General features: G+C 50.1%; 14 protein-coding genes, 1 tRNA gene and 1 pseudogene. 7 read left to right on the top strand and 9 right to left on the bottom strand.

From position 1 onward, the window contains the following. The first annotated feature begins 134 nt into the window (after nucleotides 1–134). Nucleotides 135–1,178, top strand: a complete 1,044-nt coding sequence (locus QP990_RS10790) for an ATP-grasp domain-containing protein (RefSeq protein ID WP_200288815.1) — start codon at nucleotides 135–137, stop codon at nucleotides 1,176–1,178. A gap of 168 nt (nucleotides 1,179–1,346) precedes the next feature. Beyond that, nucleotides 1,347–2,510: a hypothetical protein gene (locus QP990_RS10785; RefSeq protein WP_200288814.1), complete on the top strand. Its 1,164-nt coding sequence runs from the start codon at nucleotides 1,347–1,349 to the stop codon at nucleotides 2,508–2,510. 53 nt (nucleotides 2,511–2,563) lie between these two features. Here QP990_RS10785 and QP990_RS10780 read toward each other — a convergent pair whose 3' ends face one another. The 7 genes from QP990_RS10780 to QP990_RS10750 all read right to left on the bottom strand — a co-directional run bounded on the left by QP990_RS10780 (nucleotide 2,564) and on the right by QP990_RS10750 (nucleotide 13,295). Beyond that, on the bottom strand, nucleotides 2,564–4,411 hold the full coding sequence (locus QP990_RS10780; RefSeq protein WP_200288813.1) for a hypothetical protein: 1,848 nt from the start codon (nucleotides 4,409–4,411) through the stop codon (nucleotides 2,564–2,566). 8 nt (nucleotides 4,412–4,419) lie between these two features. Further along, a complete protein-coding gene (locus tag QP990_RS10775) occupies nucleotides 4,420–6,630 on the bottom strand; it encodes a glycosyltransferase (protein ID WP_284799186.1) in 2,211 nt (736 codons plus the stop codon). Nucleotides 6,631–6,639: 9 nt separating this feature from the next. Beyond that, nucleotides 6,640–7,560: a hypothetical protein gene (locus QP990_RS10770; RefSeq protein ID WP_259825056.1), complete on the bottom strand. Its 921-nt coding sequence runs from the start codon at nucleotides 7,558–7,560 to the stop codon at nucleotides 6,640–6,642. Between the two features lie 8 nt (nucleotides 7,561–7,568). Further along, on the bottom strand, nucleotides 7,569–8,834 hold the full coding sequence (gene wecC / locus QP990_RS10765; protein ID WP_284698439.1) for a UDP-N-acetyl-D-mannosamine dehydrogenase: 1,266 nt from the start codon (nucleotides 8,832–8,834) through the stop codon (nucleotides 7,569–7,571). A gap of 123 nt (nucleotides 8,835–8,957) precedes the next feature. Next, nucleotides 8,958–10,865: a glycosyltransferase gene (locus QP990_RS10760; RefSeq protein ID WP_234288172.1), complete on the bottom strand. Its 1,908-nt coding sequence runs from the start codon at nucleotides 10,863–10,865 to the stop codon at nucleotides 8,958–8,960. Beyond that, on the bottom strand, nucleotides 10,862–12,403 hold the full coding sequence (locus QP990_RS10755) for a hypothetical protein (protein WP_284799183.1): 1,542 nt from the start codon (nucleotides 12,401–12,403) through the stop codon (nucleotides 10,862–10,864). The genes QP990_RS10760 and QP990_RS10755 overlap by 4 nt, the downstream gene beginning before the upstream one ends. A gap of 115 nt (nucleotides 12,404–12,518) precedes the next feature. Beyond that, nucleotides 12,519–13,295, bottom strand: coding sequence for a DUF6270 domain-containing protein (locus QP990_RS10750; RefSeq protein WP_200288809.1), 777 nt, complete (start codon nucleotides 13,293–13,295; stop codon nucleotides 12,519–12,521). Between the two features lie 72 nt (nucleotides 13,296–13,367). On the opposite strand from QP990_RS10750, the gene QP990_RS10745 reads away from it, so the two are divergent. Next, nucleotides 13,368–14,312 carry an ABC transporter permease gene (locus QP990_RS10745; RefSeq protein ID WP_259825054.1) on the top strand — a complete coding sequence of 315 codons (945 nt, stop codon included), beginning with the start codon at nucleotides 13,368–13,370 and terminating at the stop codon, nucleotides 14,310–14,312. Continuing rightward, complete coding sequence (locus QP990_RS10740) at nucleotides 14,302–15,147, top strand: ABC transporter ATP-binding protein (protein WP_234288171.1); 846 nt, start codon at nucleotides 14,302–14,304, stop codon at nucleotides 15,145–15,147. The genes QP990_RS10745 and QP990_RS10740 overlap by 11 nt, the downstream gene beginning before the upstream one ends. Here the strand turns inward: QP990_RS10740 and QP990_RS10735 are convergent. Together QP990_RS10735 and QP990_RS10730 are read right to left on the bottom strand one after the other, a co-directional pair. Then, a complete protein-coding gene (locus QP990_RS10735) occupies nucleotides 15,130–16,506 on the bottom strand; it encodes a glycosyltransferase family 4 protein (RefSeq protein ID WP_284799180.1) in 1,377 nt (458 codons plus the stop codon). The two genes, QP990_RS10740 and QP990_RS10735, sit on opposite strands and share 18 nt — an antisense overlap. A gap of 173 nt (nucleotides 16,507–16,679) precedes the next feature. Beyond that, complete coding sequence (locus QP990_RS10730) at nucleotides 16,680–18,017, bottom strand: glycosyltransferase family 4 protein (protein ID WP_200288807.1); 1,338 nt, start codon at nucleotides 18,015–18,017, stop codon at nucleotides 16,680–16,682. Between the two features lie 251 nt (nucleotides 18,018–18,268). On the opposite strand from QP990_RS10730, the gene QP990_RS10725 reads away from it, so the two are divergent. From QP990_RS10725 to QP990_RS10715, 3 genes and pseudogenes are all read left to right on the top strand, one after another. Next, nucleotides 18,269–18,341, top strand: a tRNA-Asn gene (locus QP990_RS10725). A gap of 311 nt (nucleotides 18,342–18,652) precedes the next feature. Then, entirely contained in the window at nucleotides 18,653–19,117 is a 465-nt protein-coding gene (locus tag QP990_RS10720; protein WP_023021091.1) for a hypothetical protein, read from the top strand. 4 nt (nucleotides 19,118–19,121) lie between these two features. Next, nucleotides 19,122–19,549, top strand: a pseudogene (locus QP990_RS10715) (hypothetical protein); the annotation flags it as partial.

Below are 19,549 nucleotides of genomic sequence, written 5' to 3'. Positions count from 1 at the left end.
TTCAAGGAACTGCCACTATTTACGTCGGACGTGTTGCGGAGATTTTGAAGGGGTCATCGATGGGGCGAACTAGTGAATAAGTTTTAGTGAGTTAGTCGGTACAAAAGCGAGAATCTTAAATGTACTATGCCTACGTGAGCTACGATCCTAGAAACCTAATTGCTTTGGTAAATGACGAAATTTTGAAACCAAAGCTGCCAATCAATACTTATGACCGGATTAAGTCCCGCACAAAACTTATGCTGGGCGAAGCGAGGTCCCGCGGCTGGGAGACCCAAAAAGTCAAAGACGGCACATGGATATTTTTGAATAACGGTAAAACGGTGGGAGGAACCGTTTATCACGGCCCATCTACCCAGAGCATGTTCGCTAGAAGGGTTTCCAACGACAAACAGGCCACAAAATTGACTCTTCAAGCCAATAACGTGCCGACGCCTAACGGCCAGAAGTTCAATTCAGCCACTAAAGCTGAGGCCCTCGAATATTTTAAGGCGCAAGATCGCCCTGTCGTAGTTAAGCCGAATGGCGGCACCCGAGGGCGCGGCGTGTCTCTCAATATCAAAGATACCGAGACCTTTGAAAAGGCTTGGTCTAAAGCAGCTGACAGCGGCTACGGCGATGAAATTGTAATCGAAGAATACTTCGCTGGTTTCGATATACGCGTCTTAGTCATCGGTGGCCGTGTACGCGTTGCTTGCTCTAGGCTAAACGCATTTGTAGTAGGTGACGGGAAGCATACGGTTCAAGAACTGGTGGATCTCGAGCTCCAACGCCGACTTGCCGATGCTTACCTAAAATCTACGGAGATAAACATAGATGAAGATTGGCTAGCCGAAAGCCCTTGGACACTCGAGCAAGTGCCCGAGCACGGCGAAGTAGTCGTTCTAAATCCAATATCCTCCGTAGGTGGCGGCGGCTTCACGCTTAATGTCATCGATAAAATTTCTCGTCAACACATCGCGGTTGCAGAGCGCGCTGCTCGGGCCTTCCCAGGGACGGGAACAGTGGGAGTAGACATTTTCACCTCTTCCTTGCAGCCTGACGCCGACATCACAGTTCTAGAGATCAATACGCAGCCTTTCTTCGACATCCACCACTATGTAAGCTACGGCGAGCCTGTTAATGCGGCTAGTTATATTGTCGACCAGATCGAGCGAACACAGCTGCTCTACTCTTAGGCACTAGTTAAGGCTCTAGGCGTTGCTGGGTCGGCGTAACTCCGCTAAATCTCTGCACCGCCTCGGGCTTAATAGTGAGAACCAAGGCGAACTAACTTGTCAGCCTGACCTCGTTGCTAAAATCTGTGCGATAAGCAACCCACTCCTAGCTCAGATGATTGGAACTACATGCGTACCGAGCACCTAAACCATATTCTGGATTCTCTGCCCAGCCTTGAACAAAATTATTGGCAAGATGGTTACACCACGGGCATACACAACGCGTGGATTCGGACTGTCCGCCGCTCGGGGCGCAACTTCCATATTGACCGCTCGAAAAAGAACCGTCCGTATATCACTCTAAAGGATTCTGCAGATGATCCCATCGGAGTAGTTACTCCTTGGAACGTACCTACCTGCACTAAGACAGCTGGACGAATCTGCCAGAACAAAGTAAAAACACAAAAAATCCTGCACACCGCTGGCATTAATGTTCCTTGGTACCAGGTTTTTGGACCGGACGAGGCTGACGACGCCTTCGACACCGCTTTTGCTCAAGGCCGGAGAGAAGTCGTGGTCAAAGCACCAAGCTTCTCCCAAGGTCTCGGAGTTTTTCTTAACGTTACTGAACAGGACTTCAAAGAGCGCTTCCACGAATGCGTGGAGATGCAAAAGGAACGAAAGCGAGAGCCCTCGGTAATTGTCCAAGAAATGGTTGACGGCTTTGAATTGCGCGTCACCGTTGTGGAGGGAGAGTTTTTCGGTTCAATCATCCGAATCCCTGCCTACGTTACCGGCGACGGAACCCACAACATCGAAGAACTGATGGCGCTTAAAAATGACGAGCGTCAGAAGGACCGCGCACGAAGCAAGCGACTTCTTCGCCGAAACGCGAACATGGAAGCGTTCATGCGCTCCAATTCATTGTCTTTCTCAGATATTCCCGAAGCAGGAGAACGCGTTCTCCTCAGCGCAATCTCTAATATTTCTTTCGGTGCTGAAACTGCAAATATCACCGATATCATTTCAGAGGAAATTAGGGACACCGCTGTTCGAGCAGTTGCCGCGATTCCGGGTCTATACACTGGCGGCGTCGATATCATGGTGCGTAGTTTGAAAGACGACATGCCACGAGTTTTGGAAGTCAACTCTTTCCCTCACGCGACCTCCTTTATCTACCCCACTTACGGGGAATCTATAAACCCCATCGCGCGCTATCTGGACTCGTACTACGCCCAGCACAAGTTTGCAAAAGGCACAGAAGAGACCTTCTCATTGAAAGAAAAGCAAATGCTTTCCTCTCGCCATGACTTCTGCAAACTAAAGCTGCAGCTATTTCCCACCGAAGACTAAAAGTGAGGTCGGTGAGCATGAGCACATCATGTTCACCGACCTACAGCCTTGGGCTAACTATCTTTCGCCGCTAGCCATTCCTTCCGCAGCCAACGATCAGCCACGTACAAACGCCAAATGAATTTCACGATCTCTCTTTGAGACGACTTTTCGGGAACGATAAGTTCTCCGTTCGCGGCCGCTTCCAAGATTTTCCCAAATTCGGGAGTGACCTTTGAAATGAGCAGATCCCAGTTAGCAGATTCCACCAATTCTCTGGCCATCTGAACGGCCACAACCTTGGTGTACTCTATCGCTTTTGAATCTTTAAGCCGAGGATCCACCTGTAAGAATTCATCGCTTTCGTGAGCAGGAACTTCGGCATATCGCTCGGCAAAGGAATCTTCTCCAAGATTCTCCGCCGGACCAGCACTCTCAAACCGCCATTTATTGCCGTTGGACAAAGGAATGCGGTTCGCTTCGGGCCAAATCATTTCTAAGGCCCTAAAGAGAACACGCTGTGAAACCTTCTCTGACATCGTCATAGCGTCAGAAATCGCAGCTACCTCTTCATCAGCGATTGGATAAGCAATGACTGCATCACGCTCGTAAAGGTTTATGTGTGCATGCAGCCAGCGTCCCGACCTAAAGTTTCGGGCAAAGAGATACAAGTACTCGAGATCGATAGATGTCTCTACTTCACGCTGCCATTGTTCAAGGAAGTAAGCGTACTGCGCTCGGATCCCCTCGTTTACGAACCACCCGGCTTGTCGTCGCAAAGCGTTTTGCAAGCCCGACTCAGAATAGTGCAGCTTCTTTGCCTGACCGCCCTTCATTAGTGGCCACTGCCCCAGCATGATTGCGTCACCAGCAACACGCGGCGAGGAGCCATAATAAATAGAAGTATGCGGTTCAGATGCCGGGATGCCATCAGACATGAGAATTGTTCGATCAACCTTTTCCGCCAAGCTTGACCGATCAACTGGGGATGGTGCAGTTACTTCCAAGTTCTTTTTAGCCGCTCGGCACAAATTATGTGCCACTCGGACCTCTTCATCATTCGGCTTGCCAAAGGTTACCCCATAGACAGGTTGCTCCGAGTCCTTAACTAGTCCGAGCAATAGCCGGCTGTCTTTACCGCCACTCATTCGTACTTGAACGTTCTTGCCCGAAAAGTTCGCTAATGCTCTCTGCGTAGAGGCCTTTAGCGCGTCGGCGAGAGCTTCAGCTGCTTCCTCTTCAGAGTGAAGGTTAGGGAGATTAGCGATTAGACCTGCGGGACGAGGAATAATCTTTACTTCTCCGCTATTAACCTCGAGTGCCTCGTCCACTGCAATCGTAGATACGCCTTCAAACGGAGATACGGCATCGAGGTTAAACCCAAACATCAAATACTGATCTAAAAAGTCAGTTTCCAATGCCACTGGAGAAGCTTCTCCCTCTGCTCTTGCTACTGCAGCAAGAAGTGGTCTGTTGCTAGCGAAAACATAATCTTCCGTCTCCGCATAATGTACCGCTTCTAGAGCCGGAATTGTGTTCCATAGTATGACGCGATCGCGATAGCGCTCACCCCAGATCGCCGTATAGCTGCCCCAAACAGGATCGGTGTAAACAACCTCGCCGCCACGCCTGGACACCTTCTCGAACAGGAGCTCGGAAACATCCTGGCCGCTCGAATGCGCCCACCAGTCTTTCTTTGCGACGACGCGGTTCGACTCGTTCGTCCTTTTCCACACACCTATAGATGCAGTCCCATGCTGTCCCGGTGTGGAAACTTTTATTTCACTCCGATAGTGATCACTGACCAAACTGCGGTATTTCTGGAAGCACCGACGTAGCAGTTCGGAATTATGCTCTGCAAGGTCGTCAGAAACGGTAGAGCGAAGCTTCTTCTTAGGCACCGCCAAAAGGTAAATGGACATCCTAGCTCCTAGATAGTTTCCGTACGCTCAGACTCCTTGACAGCAACATTTTGCCCAGTCAAGGCATCGATCCATTCGGAAATAATTTTCTTAACTCCCCAACGGGAGGCGTATTCACGTGCCTTTTGGCCCTCTTCTGCAAATGTCTCCGGTTCACGTAGGGCGAGTACGCGATCGATTGCGAGGTCACTACCCTCATCTACATACGGACCAAAAATGTTCTTCGCCCCATCTCTCTCCCACACGATGGGGACTGCACGCGAGGCCATTCCTTCTGCAGGCGCAAGATGGAAACTTTCCACATCACTTGGCGACAACACAATGCCGATCTTCCTAAACCAAGACGCCATATCTGGCCCAAAATCTTCAAACACTACGTGATCCCGTAGTCGCTCGTTCGAGGCAATAGAAGAGAAAAAATCTAGATACAACTGCTTCTGCAGCGGCTTACTCCATTCGTGAGGGTATTCCCAAGGGGCCCTGCCTCTTATGTGAAGGACGTACCGGTCGTCGTGTTCCAATAGCTCTTCAAAGAATGAAACAGCTCTATCTGGTCGCTTTAAGAAGGGAACGTAGCCGACCAGACCAATATGGAACTGAGCACCAAAAAGCTTTTCCCGGTCAAAGTCCACTAAATCAATTGCATTTGGAATTACCCGAGTAGCCGTGGATTGCAGTGGAAGTCGTTCCAGCGCCATTTCCTCGTAATGCTGCGAAACGAAAATCAATTCGTCCACGCCTTGCCAGTCGATTTCCTTCATCCATGGGCCGGGGCCACGAAGTTCGAATCCATGTAGACGACTAATTAGCCTCTGCCCTGGTCGCTTATGCTCTGCATACCACCGGACTGACGGACCACACCATTCGCAAAATACAATGTCCGCCCAATTGACCAGGTTTCGGCTGCGTTCTTCGTCATGCTGATGCAGAGACGACCAAACGTCCTTCTCGAGTATGAACCGAGGATCCTTCTCAAGCGCATCCACTAATTCGCCCATGAACTTGAAATCGTGGGAAGCGATTACGACCTTAATCGCATCCATAGGCACCGAACGGTTACTAGAACGGACTATGCCGGCCGCTTCGAAGTAGCCAGTTAGACGCTCTACCGCTGAATCCATTGAAAAGTTTGCTACCTTGCCCCGAACCTTTGGGCTCATTAGGTCAATAGAGTTTGCAGTTTTAGCAATGACCTTTGCAGCATCCACTGCGGTAGCTTGCGCATCAATAAAGAATGGATAATCGCTACCGAAGAGAGCACGGGTGTCATCGTTAAAATTAACTAAGGCAGGAGTTCCAAGAGCAGAATATTCTAACGCCTTTGTGGAAACCTCTAGGCTTGAATCTAGTACCGCTGTCCGCCAACCTAATCCAATATGGGCGGACGAAATGGCTGCCATGGATTCATCCCGAGATACACCACCTAACCATTCAACTCCGCTATCAGCATCTGCCGCTGCCTTCTCTAGCGCCTCTTTCATCTGGATGTGCCAAGAAGGATCGCTCTTATCCCTATTTATCTTGTCGCCGACAACTAATAGCTCTGACTCGATTCCCAACTTTCTGAGATGCTTGGGGATTTCCAGCATTTCGAGTGTCTTCCAGTCCTTAGCCATCTTTCCCGCATAGACAATGCGGAGCTTGTCCGACTGTTCGTAGTTCTCCCCGCGCTTTTCCTTGGAAAACGCCTCACTCGGTACGATTGGGAGCATCAAGCAGGTCTTCCCTGCCGCGAATGGAGCGATCGATTCTAGATAGCTTCGGGCCGCTTCAGTTTGTACGAATACTCTCCGAGAGTTCGCCGAGATTCTTTGCAAACGGCCCACATTGGTCTTAGAAAGCTTGGTGATTGGGAAAGGAAGATCCGTTATATAAGCCCAAAGTATCGGCGCCAAGGTCGAAGAGCGACTTAATGTGTGTGCCAAATTCAGTCCTCGAGAAACGAGGATGTCAGCACCGACCCTGTTGACCAACGATTCAAGGACAGGAACCGCGGCTTCCTCGTTGAGTGGAGAACTGGTGTCCGGAGGAAGATGTAGGACGACGTTTTCAATCTTGTCTACGGACTGTAAGAGACGATAGTTATCCGGCTTCATTTTGAGCTGGAGATGGACCTCATCGCATGTCTTTGAAAGCGTTTCGGTTATTGACATGAGCCAGATCGACGAGCCATCTACAACATTCGGACTGATGTCCCCATAAACTACAGCGGTGCTCACTTCTTAACCTCACTTACACGCGTATGCGTCGATAGCCTTTATCACTGGGTTCGCCATTTCGGCGCCCCGAGAATCTTGTCCTGGCTTCTTAGGAAGCACAACATCAGCGGTGTCACGCAAAACGCTCGTCATATGTGAGGCCGGTGCATTAGCCACGACCGCCGTAAGGACATTATTCTTTCGTTGCGCTTTCACAATCTGGCTATGGAGCTCCTGAAAAAGATGCGTCCCTTGAGCTGACAGACTCCCAAACCAGCGACCACAGGTTAAAGACGCCTCTTCGATAACAAGCCAGGAAATGTCGTTCCCAAACTTCGCTAGGTCAACGGCAGAATCTATTTTCCGGACGGAGCAGAAGCCCGAGAGACTTTCACGGAGGTCGGAAGAGCCCAAAACGGCCACTACTCGAGTCATTTCGTTGGAAGGATAAAGGAGATCCCGTAGCTTTTCCTTGGACCCCTCACCAGTGTCTTGCAGCGCCGCCTGTCGCCCGGCCACATGAGAGTTGGGTTTCTCCACAGGCTTCGATGCAGAGATACGCCTAGGGGAAAAATAGGATAAAGGTTCTGAGATTGCGCCCCCTGAACCCGTCTCACCATGTCGCCATTCCTCGACCGCGGAATTGATTTGGGTTAGTTGTTCTTCTTGAAAGCGTTGACTCTCTCGCGATTTGGCTATACTTCCCGACATGTTTCGGAGCAGCGACAACTCTTTAGCAACGGACATTACATTGCGGTAATCCTGTCGGCGTTGTGCCTCTACTCGTCGTGTCCAAGAAACGCTTAAAATCAAGATCAAAGCCGCTACTACCACCGCCAAAATCAACAGCCCAGCGCGAACTAAGTTGCTTGACAGCACCGCGGCAATTAACAACACAGCGGCTAACACGGCAAGACTTGCAAGCGACTTGCCGGATTCCAACCTCTTCATCCCTAGGATCAGCTCCACATGCCACGTGTGTCAACGACATTCTTTCCTTCCAAGACGCTCTTTTCGAGGCTCTTGAAAGGTGTATGGTCCACTAAGACAGCAACCACGGGGCTTGAAGATATCGCGTGAGAAGCGTCAACTAGCTGCACGTTTTGATATGCGGTTAGACTCTCGGGCAGCTCATTCACATTAGGCTCAGCTACTAGGATGTTTTTCTCCGGCCACTTCTCGGCCATTTGTTGCACGATAGACAGAGCAGGGGATTCTCTCAAATCATCGATATCCGGCTTAAATGCTATTCCCAGTGCGGCGATTGAATCTGCGCCTTCGGCCTCGACTGCTTCAGTAATTTTGGCAATAACGTAGGCAGGCTTGCCGTCATTAACCTCCCTCGCCGTACGGATCAGCTTGGCTTCCTCCTGAGCCGAAGAAACAATGAACCAAGGATCAACTGCAATGCAGTGGCCACCCACACCAGGGCCCGGATTCAGAATATTGACTCGTGGGTGATGGTTAGCGAGTTCAATCAATTCCCAAACATCAATTCCAAGCTTGTCTGAGATGATTGACAGCTCGTTTGCAAAGGCAATATTCACGTCCCTGAACGAGTTCTCGGTCAGCTTTGCCATCTCAGCGGTTGTTGCATTCGTCAATAGCATCTCGCCATTGCAGAAAAAGGAGTATAGCTGTTTCGCCCTATCCGTCGACAGGGGATTTAGGCCTCCGATAACTCGGTCATTAGCGGCCATCTCCTCCATAATCTTGCCCGGTAATACCCGCTCAGGGCAGTGTGCGACTAAGAGACGGTTAGCACTTTCAGGATCCGTCGATAGGTCCGGCCTTTCGGCTAAAAGAATCTCAGCCATCTTTTCAGTGGTCCCTGGAGGGGAGGTTGATTCTAGGACCACGAGCGCCCCCGGTCGAAGCACAGGAGCAATATTCTTCGCTGCCGCTTCGATGTAGGACATATTGACTGAATAGTCATCATTGAACGGCGTCGGGACAGCCACAATGAACGCGTCTGCTTCCGCTACTTCTGTATCAGCCTTGAGATGTCCATCGGCGACTACGCTTTTTAATAAAGCTTCGAAGCCAGGTTCAAAAAAGGGCATTTCACCATTGTTGATCTTCTCCACATGGCGCTCATTGATGTCCACCCCCACTACGGAGATACCAGAATCAGCGATAAAAGCTGCAGTCGGGAGACCAATGTATCCCAGCCCAACAACACAAACCTTGTTTATGGGTCCCAATTGTTTCTCTTCAATGCTCACTAAAACCCCTCCTCGGGAGAAAAAGTATTTTCAAATTTTAATTCGACGTTTTAGAACCGCAGTGCATTATTCCACAAAGGGGACGCTCCTACATCGAAAACCCTTGGGGAGCACGCGGTCCATCTAGCATTCAACAGCCTCGAAATTTCGACCAATCCCCACGACCTGCCCATTAGCCAAAAACGATGCATTTGAGACTTCCCAAGTATGTTGTCCAGCATTTCTCATCTGAACAAAGTTGAAGCGGTCTGTGGAATATATTTTCCCCCCTTTCCTCAAAAGAGAACGAATAAACGCAGTGTCTTCCCCTCGGGAACGCGCCTCAAATTTATTTTCCGCAAACGTATTGCGGGGACCGAAGAAAGTAGGGCCAGCTACGAAGTTCGTCCAGCGATGTTCCCTCTCCGGCCGCCTAACTATCAGCAATTCTTCATTGCCCAAAAACGCATAGTTTGCCTGTTTGCCTACCAGGTCAGCACCAGAAAAGGACCACGAGTTATACATATCCAAAAGATATGAAGCAAAGTAAAAATCATCATCATCAAACTTGGCGATGAAATCGCCTGACGAAGCAGCGATACCTGCATTTAAGCACTCTCCTAGCGAGGAACTTCGCTCCTCCCTAAGTACACGGTATTGATGAACTTTCGCCTCCTCAGCGAAGTTTGCAATCTCCTTGTCACCAACTTGAATCCCGTGCAGAACCAAAATCAGCTCGACATCCACTCCGGATTGCCGACCTACCTGCTCAAATACATGCTTCAATTGCCCTTCCCGCACCGTAGAGCAAATAACACTAACTTTTGGTTTAGTCTTCAGACCTTCAGATTCAGAGGGACTAACTCGTTCCAAAATCTCCATTGCCCGAGTTGTATAGGTATGGCTCTCCCAGATCCTTCTTTGCGCCCGATGTACCAGCCTGTCTCTCAACTCAGGAGAATTAACCAAGGCACGAATAGACAACGTGGCTTCTTCCCTACTATCTACAAGCACTAATTCAGTAGAAGGAAAAGTCTCCTCAAGTGCCTTGCTCCATGTAGAGACTACAGGCGTGCCAGAAGCAAGAAGTTCAAACACTCTACGGGAGCACATACTGGGACTGTCAACTACAGAGTTCACATTTAGGAAGACTTTGAAATTCTTGTAAGCCGCAATCATTTTTTCGTACGGCAGAGACCCCACGACTCTTTGGGAAAACGGCTGCGGGAAGAGATAGCGCTCGTCTTTTCCCTCGAATCTAGAGAAGATACGGAGACCGTCTTCAAGATGCCCTGATGCATCCATAGCTCCGCCCAGCAGCATCTCCATTTGCTCACGGCGTTCTGGATATTTGTGAGCAAAATACATGCCCGCAAAAGCCACGTCTCCTTTCTGATAGTTAGGCATATCAGTCCGGATAGGGTTATGAATCGCAGGCTGAGCAGCAAAGCTCAAAGGCCACACTCGATCATGCCCCAACGCGTGCTTATAGGCATCTACCAAATTGACATCGCTCGTAAACACGAAATCAAACAACCGCGCAGTATCTAAGAATTCCTCAAAATGGGGAGGGTCCTCTTTATTCCAGAAGGCCGTAGGAATCCCAAGTTGTTTGCATTGCTCGACGATCACGGAAAGCGCGGTGCTGGGAGCGGAACCGCCAGTCAATTGGTACTTCCAGGCTCCTCCATTTCCGTCCCAAGCACTCTCGACCAAGAATAAATCAAGCTCATAGGATTTAAGTTTCGATTCTTCCCCGGGCAAGATTGGCACGATTGAAAATTCCTCTCCCCATGCCAGGAGAGAAAATTCATCCATGATTACGCCAACGCATAGGTCCTTGAATGGGCTTGTCCTGTTAGTTTTCCCTTGGGCGGTTACTGCCAGTGGGTCAAACGTAGCGGTCCTTTTGCTTACCGTTCCTACGTTAAATCGCCTTTTAGTCTGGCGTATTAATTCAGAAGGGCCTTCATCTCGGGCCACCTGACGCGCCCGTTTAAAATAATATTCAGTTTTATTCACCATCTTGTTTAATTTTCCATTTTGAGTCACAGAGGCCACCCACTCCAACGAATTATTGTTTTGTACACTGCTTTGTTTAACCGATTCTCGTACGACAAGTTGAGCATTGGCCAGATTATTCTCCTAGTATTGAACGGAAGACCTATTGAGGGCCCTAACTCATATTCGGAGTATCCCGCAGCCGCCCAACTGGTCATTCGATTTTCCCAATAATAGAGGTCATAGAAGCTTGCAAGCGACGAGGAGACTGAATCTAGCTGGGTATAAGCTATGTACTCCTCCATCTCTGCGACAAGGCGAGAATTGGAGGAGAATTTACTCGTCGTAAACTTTCCGGCTAGGATTTCGCCGTTAACCGGACTCTCGGTCCTATCTTTATAAAAGACTGTGCCGATTTCACCACCGATCCCAAAAAGGACTACGGATTCTTTGGGGAAGTTCTGCCACAAAGATTTGGCTAAAGCCGGAAAACGAGCCCAAGTAGGAAACGATCGTTTGTACGCGGAAGCAAACTTTCCTTCAAAAATGAACGGTTCCACTTTCACTACCTTGTGTTGCAGACCAGACAGCATAGCTAGGAAATTGGCTCCTTGGAGGTCATTGATCCCTAAAGGATCCTTTCTCTCCGCGAAAATGTAGGTCATAGCTTTGGTGAAGTGCTTTTGGAAAAGATCAATACACGACAACAGCACTACCAAAGAATCTTGGCCTGAGGTCAAAGCGAGATAGGTTTTATCAGAGGTATTGAGCCACGCCGAAGTCTGCACCCTAAGCTCACCAATCAGAATGCGAGCGACCTCTTTTGGCGAATATTCCGCGGATATTCGGTGCTTTTCCAATGGGAAAATGCGGGAGTGCAGGGCCCTTTCCCCGTCAAAAGACAGCACGCAATTAGCACTTACTAGCTCGGTGCAATCATGCGGCGTAATGCGGCCTGGCAACCATTTTCCCGCAGCACTCACATAGTCAGGATTTGAAAGAACCCAATATGCCCGCTTCCTCGAGAATTCTTCTATCTCTCTAGCGACCAACGCAGAATGCGATGCAGCGAAAAGTTGTTTATTTCTGACGGTCCAGTAGCAACTTCTGCTTGCCATTGCATCTACGTGAATACGCCACCGGTCTTCACACCCGGCGATAAGGACGAACCGGCCCCCTAGCCACAGGACGTACTCATCAATCGCCTCGAGGCTATTTCCAGACAATATTAAATCAGCAATACGGTCAGCGATGAGGTCGCTATCAGATATTCCTTCCTCCGAGTCGATAGCAAGCCCCAGCACGGCAACTGAGACTCCACGTTTCTGGGCCAATGCAACAGGAAGGTTTTCTTCAACCCGAAGGCGCCCCTCACCTAGAGCCAGCTCCTTCCAACGCGGTGAAGGCGGTGGTTGAAGGAACCCTTGGTTGCTGAACTCATATCCACGCGAAAAAGCCCGCACTTCCCCGCTACTGCTAGACGTTCGCCGTTTCTCTCCCACCGCAGCGTCTGACAACCCGCGCCAAGCTCCTTGCAGGGTGGATTTCGCGTTTTCGTCCAATTCCGGTCCGAGAAAGCGAGTACCCACAGTCGCCTCGACTCTGGAACGCCCCCGGTATACTCGCGCTCTAATACCGTGCGGGATTTGACGAGCTCTCTTCAGCAAGGAAGCCGGCAAACCTTCTAGTTTCATATCTATGCCGCTAATTCCTGGTCTGGTGCACTGATTTCTTAATCTCGTACTCCATCGAAGCATACGCCGAACGAGTGAAGTGGAATGGTGCATTTCCCCACTTATGGTTCTCGTCAGCTACTGTGCCGTCGATCCTTGACACAGTAATCCCCAGCCTTTCTAGAACCACGTAATATCTACGGAACATCTCATTATACTGCGAGGCAGATAAGCCACGTATCCGGCCAGTCTTCTTATTGTCTGAGCGATACTCGGCCCATTCCGGTGCCAAGACTAGGCATTTTTGCTTCAACCCAAGAAAATCCAAAAACTCAGTAAATAAAGCTGCAGCCCCCTGCCAACGCTGGAAGTGCTCGGCGGACCCGAAAGGAATCTTTCTGGCCTTTTTCAGAATTTGGGGCATGCCCTCCAGCCGCCTGATTTCCGCGCTATTGGTAGCAATGCTCCCATCTGGAAACTCCCAAACCCCGGTCCGCTCAACGACCAAGTCCCAGACAAAAACATCAATACCGTTTTTCTTCGATATCTCGCGCATGAGGTTTCCCGACAAATCACTCTCTAACATGCGCTGCTGGAAAGAGCTTTTCAGTTTGAAATCAGGAATGTTGGATTTCGCGTCTGAGCCCACGGAAAGTAGAGACTGACGCGCCACATAGCGGAGCACCTTGAAGTCGGTGTGCTTCGCAAACTCAACAGTGTCCCGACTCACACACCCACCAAAAATAAAGGTATGGACAGGCGTGGCTTCTTCTTTGGAAGATGCCGGCTCAAAGTTTCCTAACTGCATACGATGATTCTAGACTATCCTCAGTGACAGCTTAGACCGTAACTACAGAGCAATCATCACAGTGGAGAAATTGTGGAATCACAATTGAACAACGACAGCGACAGTGCTCCCAAGGGAACCAACGCAAAACAAGAAAAGCCCAAGCGCGTTAAAAACGCTAGTTTCCGCAACTTGGAGCTCGTCGACGATTCCCAGTTATATAACCTACGGAGCCGAGATAACCTAGCGTCTTATACTCGTTGTCTTTTTGACCGCCGACATTTCATCTCGGCTTATGCACGCAGTAAATCGCTTAGCCGAGGTAGAAATATGTTCCTCGGACGCGCTTGGCTTATCCTTCAACCGATCCTAGACGTGGCAGTCTACGCTTTCATTTTCGGCTACGTTCTTCACGTATCTAGGGGAATGGACAATTTCATTGGCTTCCTAACAATCGGTGTAATTTACCTCAAATTCGCAACCGGCGGTTTGTCAGCTGGCACTTCCATCATCCGTGGATCTAAAGGGTTGATTAGCAGTTTTAACTTCCCCACAGCAGCCGTCCCTATTTCAACGACTATTAAGCAAATGATCGACCATGCAATCCCCGCCATGGTTGCGATAGTAGGCGCACTTCTTTTTCAGCTCGATAAAGGAATTTCTTGGACCATCATTCTAGTGGTTCCCTTGTATTTCTTAATCCACTGCTTCTCGCTCGGTTGCATGTTCATTGTGGGACGAGCTACAGCATTTATTCCCGATCTAAAGTCAGTGGTGGGAATCATCAATCGAGGTCTCTTTTTCATCTCGGGTGTATTCTTCGATCTGAGTAAATTTGATAAAAATCCTCATATTCAAGCGATCATGCAAGCTAATCCCATTTACCAGTTTCTTACCGCGGTGCGACAGCTGGTTTTGGACGGTGAGGTACCGCCCTTAGGCACTTGGCTGTATATTGCAGCTTGGTCATTCGGGCTATTGATTATTGGATACTTCTACTTTTGGCAAGCCGAGGAAAGGTACGCAGTTGTCAAATAACCCAACGGTTGTCGCTCGTAATCTCAAGAAGTCCTACTACCTTAGTCGCTCCGGTTCTGAGCATGTTTTATCCAAAAAACTTTCGAAGCATACTGTGGAAGCAGTAAAAGGTGTTAGCTTTGTAGCTTATTCTGGAGAATCGATCGGCATCCTGGGTAAAAACGGCTCAGGAAAGTCAACCCTTCTACGAATGATTGCTGGGTCATCAAAGCCCGATTCCGGTGACGTGTTTGTTTCCTCCCAGCCCACCTTGCTCGGCGTCGGGGCGGCTCTCCAATCAAATTTAAGCGGTCGCCAAAATATTAATTTAGGCCTCTTGGCAATGGGGCTAACCCCAGCGGAATCTTCGAAGCTAGTGGATCCGATTATCGATTGGGCGGATCTCCGGTCTGCAATCGATCGTCCCTTAAAGACTTATTCGTCGGGCATGAAATCTCGCCTGACTTTTGCGATCTCTACAGCAGTTCGACGCGAGCTACTACTAATTGACGAAGCCCTTTCCACCGGAGATTCCACGTTCAAAGCTAAGGCTAAGGATCGTATGGACGAGTTTCTCGCTGGATCCGGAACAGTCTTTCTCGTGTCTCATGGTGCCGCGACGATTCAAACGCACTGCACTCGTGCCATATGGCTGCACGAAGGCGACATGATTGCTGACGGAGATGCGGAAACCGTAACTACAACTTACCGTGTCTGGGGAAACAGAGTTAGTACGGGAAAACTTGAAGAAGCTGACCGCATCATCAAGCGGCAACGGAAGGCGTTTAAACCGCACAAAATCCTACTGGATTCTGAGGCCGCAAAGTTCTTGACCCATTCATCTTCCCCTCAGTAGCTCTAAGTACAGACCCTCCAAGCTGTGCGCATTCCGCTCCCATGATCGCTTCTTGGCCCATTCTTCAAGCTCCCGAGGATTCACGATGAGTTCCCCCTGCCGGACTAAATCAACTGATTTGGCCAGCGCGGAGGGGTTATCCGGTTCAACTTCAACCATTAATCCACCGGTGATTTCCTTTAACGCTGGTAGGTCAGTTCCGATTACCGGTACTCCGCAGGCCATCGCCTGTAGCGGCTTAAGCGGAGTGACTTTCCTACAAACTTCAACGTCTCGCCGCGGTACCACGAACACATCCAAGGCAGCGTACCAAAGATGAATATCAGTAGCCGGCTGCTTACCAGTAAAGACAACCCGATCATTCAAATCAAGCTCATCGGCTAGGTCTTCAAGACCTGGTCGAGCCACTCCATCTCCTACGATAATGAGAGTTGCGTCTGGAATCTCCTTCATCGCAGCTATAGCAATGTCTAGCCCTTCGTAATCCACGACTGAGGTAATTGCACCGATTAAGAACTCGTCGCCTAGGCCCAATCGTTTTCGGGCGTGCGCTTTGTCAGTATGAGTTTCAAGCTGATCAGCTTCCAGAGCGTTCGGAACGACCTTGATTTTCGATTCTGGAACGCCTCGACGCGTTAGGTCCTCTTTCGACACCTCACTTAACGCTATTACTTGATTTGCAGCCATCATCGCCGCTGTTTCGGCCTGACGCGCTAATTCAAAAAACTCCGAGCTGCGGCGTTTTTCTGGGTCTGGAGACTGCGAAGCCCACGTGCTCTCGGGCTCGCCTCGGACCTCATAGATCCATGGGACGTCAAGTAGAGCGGCTGCGCGAGCCACCACGCGCGCGTTTGTGTACGGGGTGGTGGTGTGAAGTATGTTTACTTGCTTTTCCCTCGCGAGTCTTACTAGTTGGCGGACGGCCAGATCCTCCTGGCGAGTAATTGAAAACGGAGCAAATAAGGAGCCCAACACGAAATATTCGAGACCATCGTTGACAAAATATGGACCATGATGGAATCTACCGATATTCTCCGGATATCCGTAGCGCGTACAAGCAAACGCTTCTACTCCCCTTGCCCTTAAACTCTTGAATAGTGCTTTAGACCGAAGCGTGTATCCAGATTGGGTATAGGGAAATGCATTCGTGAAATGAAACAGTACCCGCGGGGCGGCTGCGCTACCGCTGCGTTCAACTGCTCCCTCAAAGCATTCAACTGACTGGAGTTGCAGAAGTTTCCCGCGGAGATATCTCTCAAACGAAAACGTCAATGGCCTAAGGAATCGCGCCTTTTCCAGCTGTTTTATCGCCCTACTCAATTCCCCGGCCTCGGCGGTCTCGTACCCGGGGATCCTCATTGCCGAAAGTACAAAGTGCGCCCCCTTCACACATGCTCGGGCTACCTTGGACTCTGAGTTTAAGCGCACGAATTCAACCATTTGATTCGAAAATCGCACAGGATCCTGTACAAGTCCCACAACATTGATGGACCAAAATTTGATGACCGAGCGACCAATTCCAGCAGGCATGCTTATGACTCCATCTGCTTCAAGAACTTAGCAATCAAGCTGGGCACAACGTTGTTCCGTTCGTTCTCAACCCAATGTTTAGCTCTTTCGCTAGCCTTGAGAGACAATTCGCCCTGAGCTAAGGCACACCATAGGTTCGCTAGAGCTTCCGGCGACTCGGGAGGAACCGCATAACCGGCTTCCAAGGACTCGATCAACCTGACCGATTCCCCGGCTACAACACCTGTTATTGGCACCCCGTACTCCATAAGCTCGAACAGTTTAGAGGGAACAGTTCTTTCTAATGGCTTCCAATCAGTTAAATGGACAAGCGCGGTATTTGCCCAGTCGTAATAGTCTGAGATGGAGTCAGCTGACTTCCGCTTAATGAAAGTTGCGGGAACTTTTCTTTGCTTTGCATAATCTTTTACTGACAAGCGAGCATCTCCTGCGCCCACGAACTTTAGCTCAATCGGCACTCCACGCTCCGCCGCGATCACCGCTGCATCAATCACGTTTTGAAGTCGTTGGGCGCGACCTATAGTGCCGGCATACAGCACCTTTAGAGGTCCTTCCCCTGAGCCTGGAGCCTTCTTCTGCCCCAATCCCTCTCGGGGAAAAACATTCCGGATAGTAACCATATTGTTCAGAAGCTTTGAGTTCTTCCGCAGCTGAGGTCGATTCTGAAAATCTAATTTCAAATCTTCTGCCGTAAAAATGACACCTTGGGCTTTCCCCAAGACGTAGTAGAGAGTCCTGGCAACCACAAGACTAACGAACTGAATCGGCCCTCTGCTCAAGATTTTATGCTTTAGCGAAGCACTCTTGATCCCCTTATTCCACTCACTCGAATAGGCTAAGAGGTCGGGCCAGGCGTCTCTTAAGTCGATAGCAAATTTCGCCCTTGAGATTTTCGCTGCTACAAAGGCGACCACGGCGGTTGGCAAAGCCGGCACTGTACCTATAACCAATTCAGGCTTCCAAGATTTCCAAAAGCCAAACTCTACTAGTACTGCATAGAGAGACCCCAGAGCGATGCCTGCTTGACCGATTGCACGCTGTATTAATGAGCCACCGCACGGGATAAACCCACTCCGGATGACTAAATCTACGGCGTCATTCTTTTCTTCTTCTGTTCGAGGACGGAAAAGAGATGCGCTCCACCAGTGCTTAATAGAGGCCCGTCGAACAGAAGCCGGCGGAGGAGCAATGACTCTAATCTCGTGGCCTTGAGACTTTAGAATGCTAGCGATCCATTCCCAGCGACGCTGCGGCACGTTACTTTCTGGCGACCAATACTGCGAAATGATGAGGATCCGCAATTTTCTCTCTTTCGTTAGTACTAAATCCGTCGCTCTCAAGCCTCAATAGCGTACTGATCCACTATTTCCAGCTTACTGGTTCCCATAGAACTAGCCTTCTTACCCACCATTTTTGCACAGGAACCCCCGTGAGTGGAGTCCTGACCCATTCCTGACGCGTTCCCGCTACATAAGGACAACGAATTCAGTCATTTTACCGCCGTGTGCTGGCAATTTGTTGAAATCGCATGAACCCTATATAGTTATTCCTCGTTGCACAGAGAACAGCAAGTTCGAAGTACATCATTTATTCCTCCATAGCTCAGTTGGCAGAGCATTCGACTGTTAATCGAAGGGTCACTGGTTCGAGCCCAGTTGGAGGAGCGGTGTATCCACCCCCTCTTACCGGCATAAATGCTGGTGAGAGGGGGTATCTTATTTTTTGGCTTCCAGTCGTTTCCAGCCGTTTCCAGCCGTTTCCAGTGGCTTATGTCGTCAAAATGTCGTCACGTTTTCGCCCCAAAATACGCCGTCAAAACCACTTACACCAGCAACTTCCCCTACACATAAAAATGACTCCGAGCCGAAAATCGACCCGGAGCCATCTCCCCCGAACGGCAGCTGCCACCAAGAAGTATAGCACACTATAATAGAACTAGATAGCTAACAATAGCCGAAAGATTTGGGGGATAGTAATGGCAGGACGCGGTCCCGCACCGAAGAATCCAAAATCACGTGCGAGAAGAAACCAACAAAACATCGAACAACGAGAAATCGTTGTTACTTTCGTACCGCAGCCCAAGCTCACCGACATCTACGGCCCTACCAACCCCGCCACAGACGAGCCCTGGACAAACCAAACACTCCGCTTCTGGGACACCTTGTCCGAATTTCCACCATTGAAGACTCAAGGCCTCCAAGAAACTCAGTGGCTTGATTTAGCGCGCACCATGATTCTCGACGATGCCTACAACCGCGGCGACACCAAACTTGGCCCTGAACGCCGCCTGCAGCTCGCCCAATATGGCATTACGCCTGACAGTCTTGCCCGCCACCGCATCACCATGGCAACCGCAGACGAAGCTGAAGACAAGCGCCGCGCTTCCCGCGCTGCAGCGGACGTCCGCGGCCGCTACCGTAGCCTGAAGGCGGTGGACTAAACCCATGCCTTTTAAACCCCGAGAACCCGGAGAATTCCCCTCACTCGGCTGGGAATGCCTCGCCTGGATTGAAGAAAACCTCGCCCAACCAGACACGGCCGAATACCAGCCGCTTATCCTCACCCCTGACCAAGCAAACTTCCTCATCCACTATTACCGACTCGACCCAGAGACCGGTCAGCGTCTGTACACGCGTGGCATTTTCTCCCGCCCTAAAGGCTCCGGTAAGTCACCCCTGATGGGCGCTATTGGTGCTCTCGAAGCGCTAGGGCCGGTGTGCTTCGGCGGGTGGGATGCCGCCGGCCAGCCGGTCGGTGTGCCGTGGTCGGAGTTTGTTACTCCTCGCGTGCAGTTCGCCGCCGTGAATGAGGACCAGTCAAAGAACGCGTATGGGCCGCTGTTGGAGATGCTGCGCGATGGGCCGGTCATAGA

Origin of the sequence: Corynebacterium sp. MSK071 (assembly GCF_030232125.1) — a bacterium.
GTDB lineage: Bacteria > Actinomycetota > Actinomycetes > Mycobacteriales > Mycobacteriaceae > Corynebacterium > Corynebacterium kefirresidentii.
The sequence above is the reverse complement of the archived record's forward strand: the minus strand, read 5'-3'. Positions and strand labels throughout refer to the sequence as shown.

Coding starts and splice junctions, on each gene's coding strand:
- QP990_RS10785 (WP_200288814.1), top strand. CDS start 1,347: ATGCGTACCGAGCACCTAAACCATATTCTGGATTCTCTGCCCAGCCTT.
- QP990_RS10780 (WP_200288813.1), bottom strand. CDS start 4,411: ATGTCCATTTACCTTTTGGCGGTGCCTAAGAAGAAGCTTCGCTCTACC.
- QP990_RS10750 (WP_200288809.1), bottom strand. CDS start 13,295: ATGCAGTTAGGAAACTTTGAGCCGGCATCTTCCAAAGAAGAAGCCACG.
- QP990_RS10735 (WP_284799180.1), bottom strand. CDS start 16,506: ATGAGGATCCCCGGGTACGAGACCGCCGAGGCCGGGGAATTGAGTAGG.
- QP990_RS10770 (WP_259825056.1), bottom strand. CDS start 7,560: ATGAAGAGGTTGGAATCCGGCAAGTCGCTTGCAAGTCTTGCCGTGTTA.
- QP990_RS10720 (WP_023021091.1), top strand. CDS start 18,653: ATGGCAGGACGCGGTCCCGCACCGAAGAATCCAAAATCACGTGCGAGA.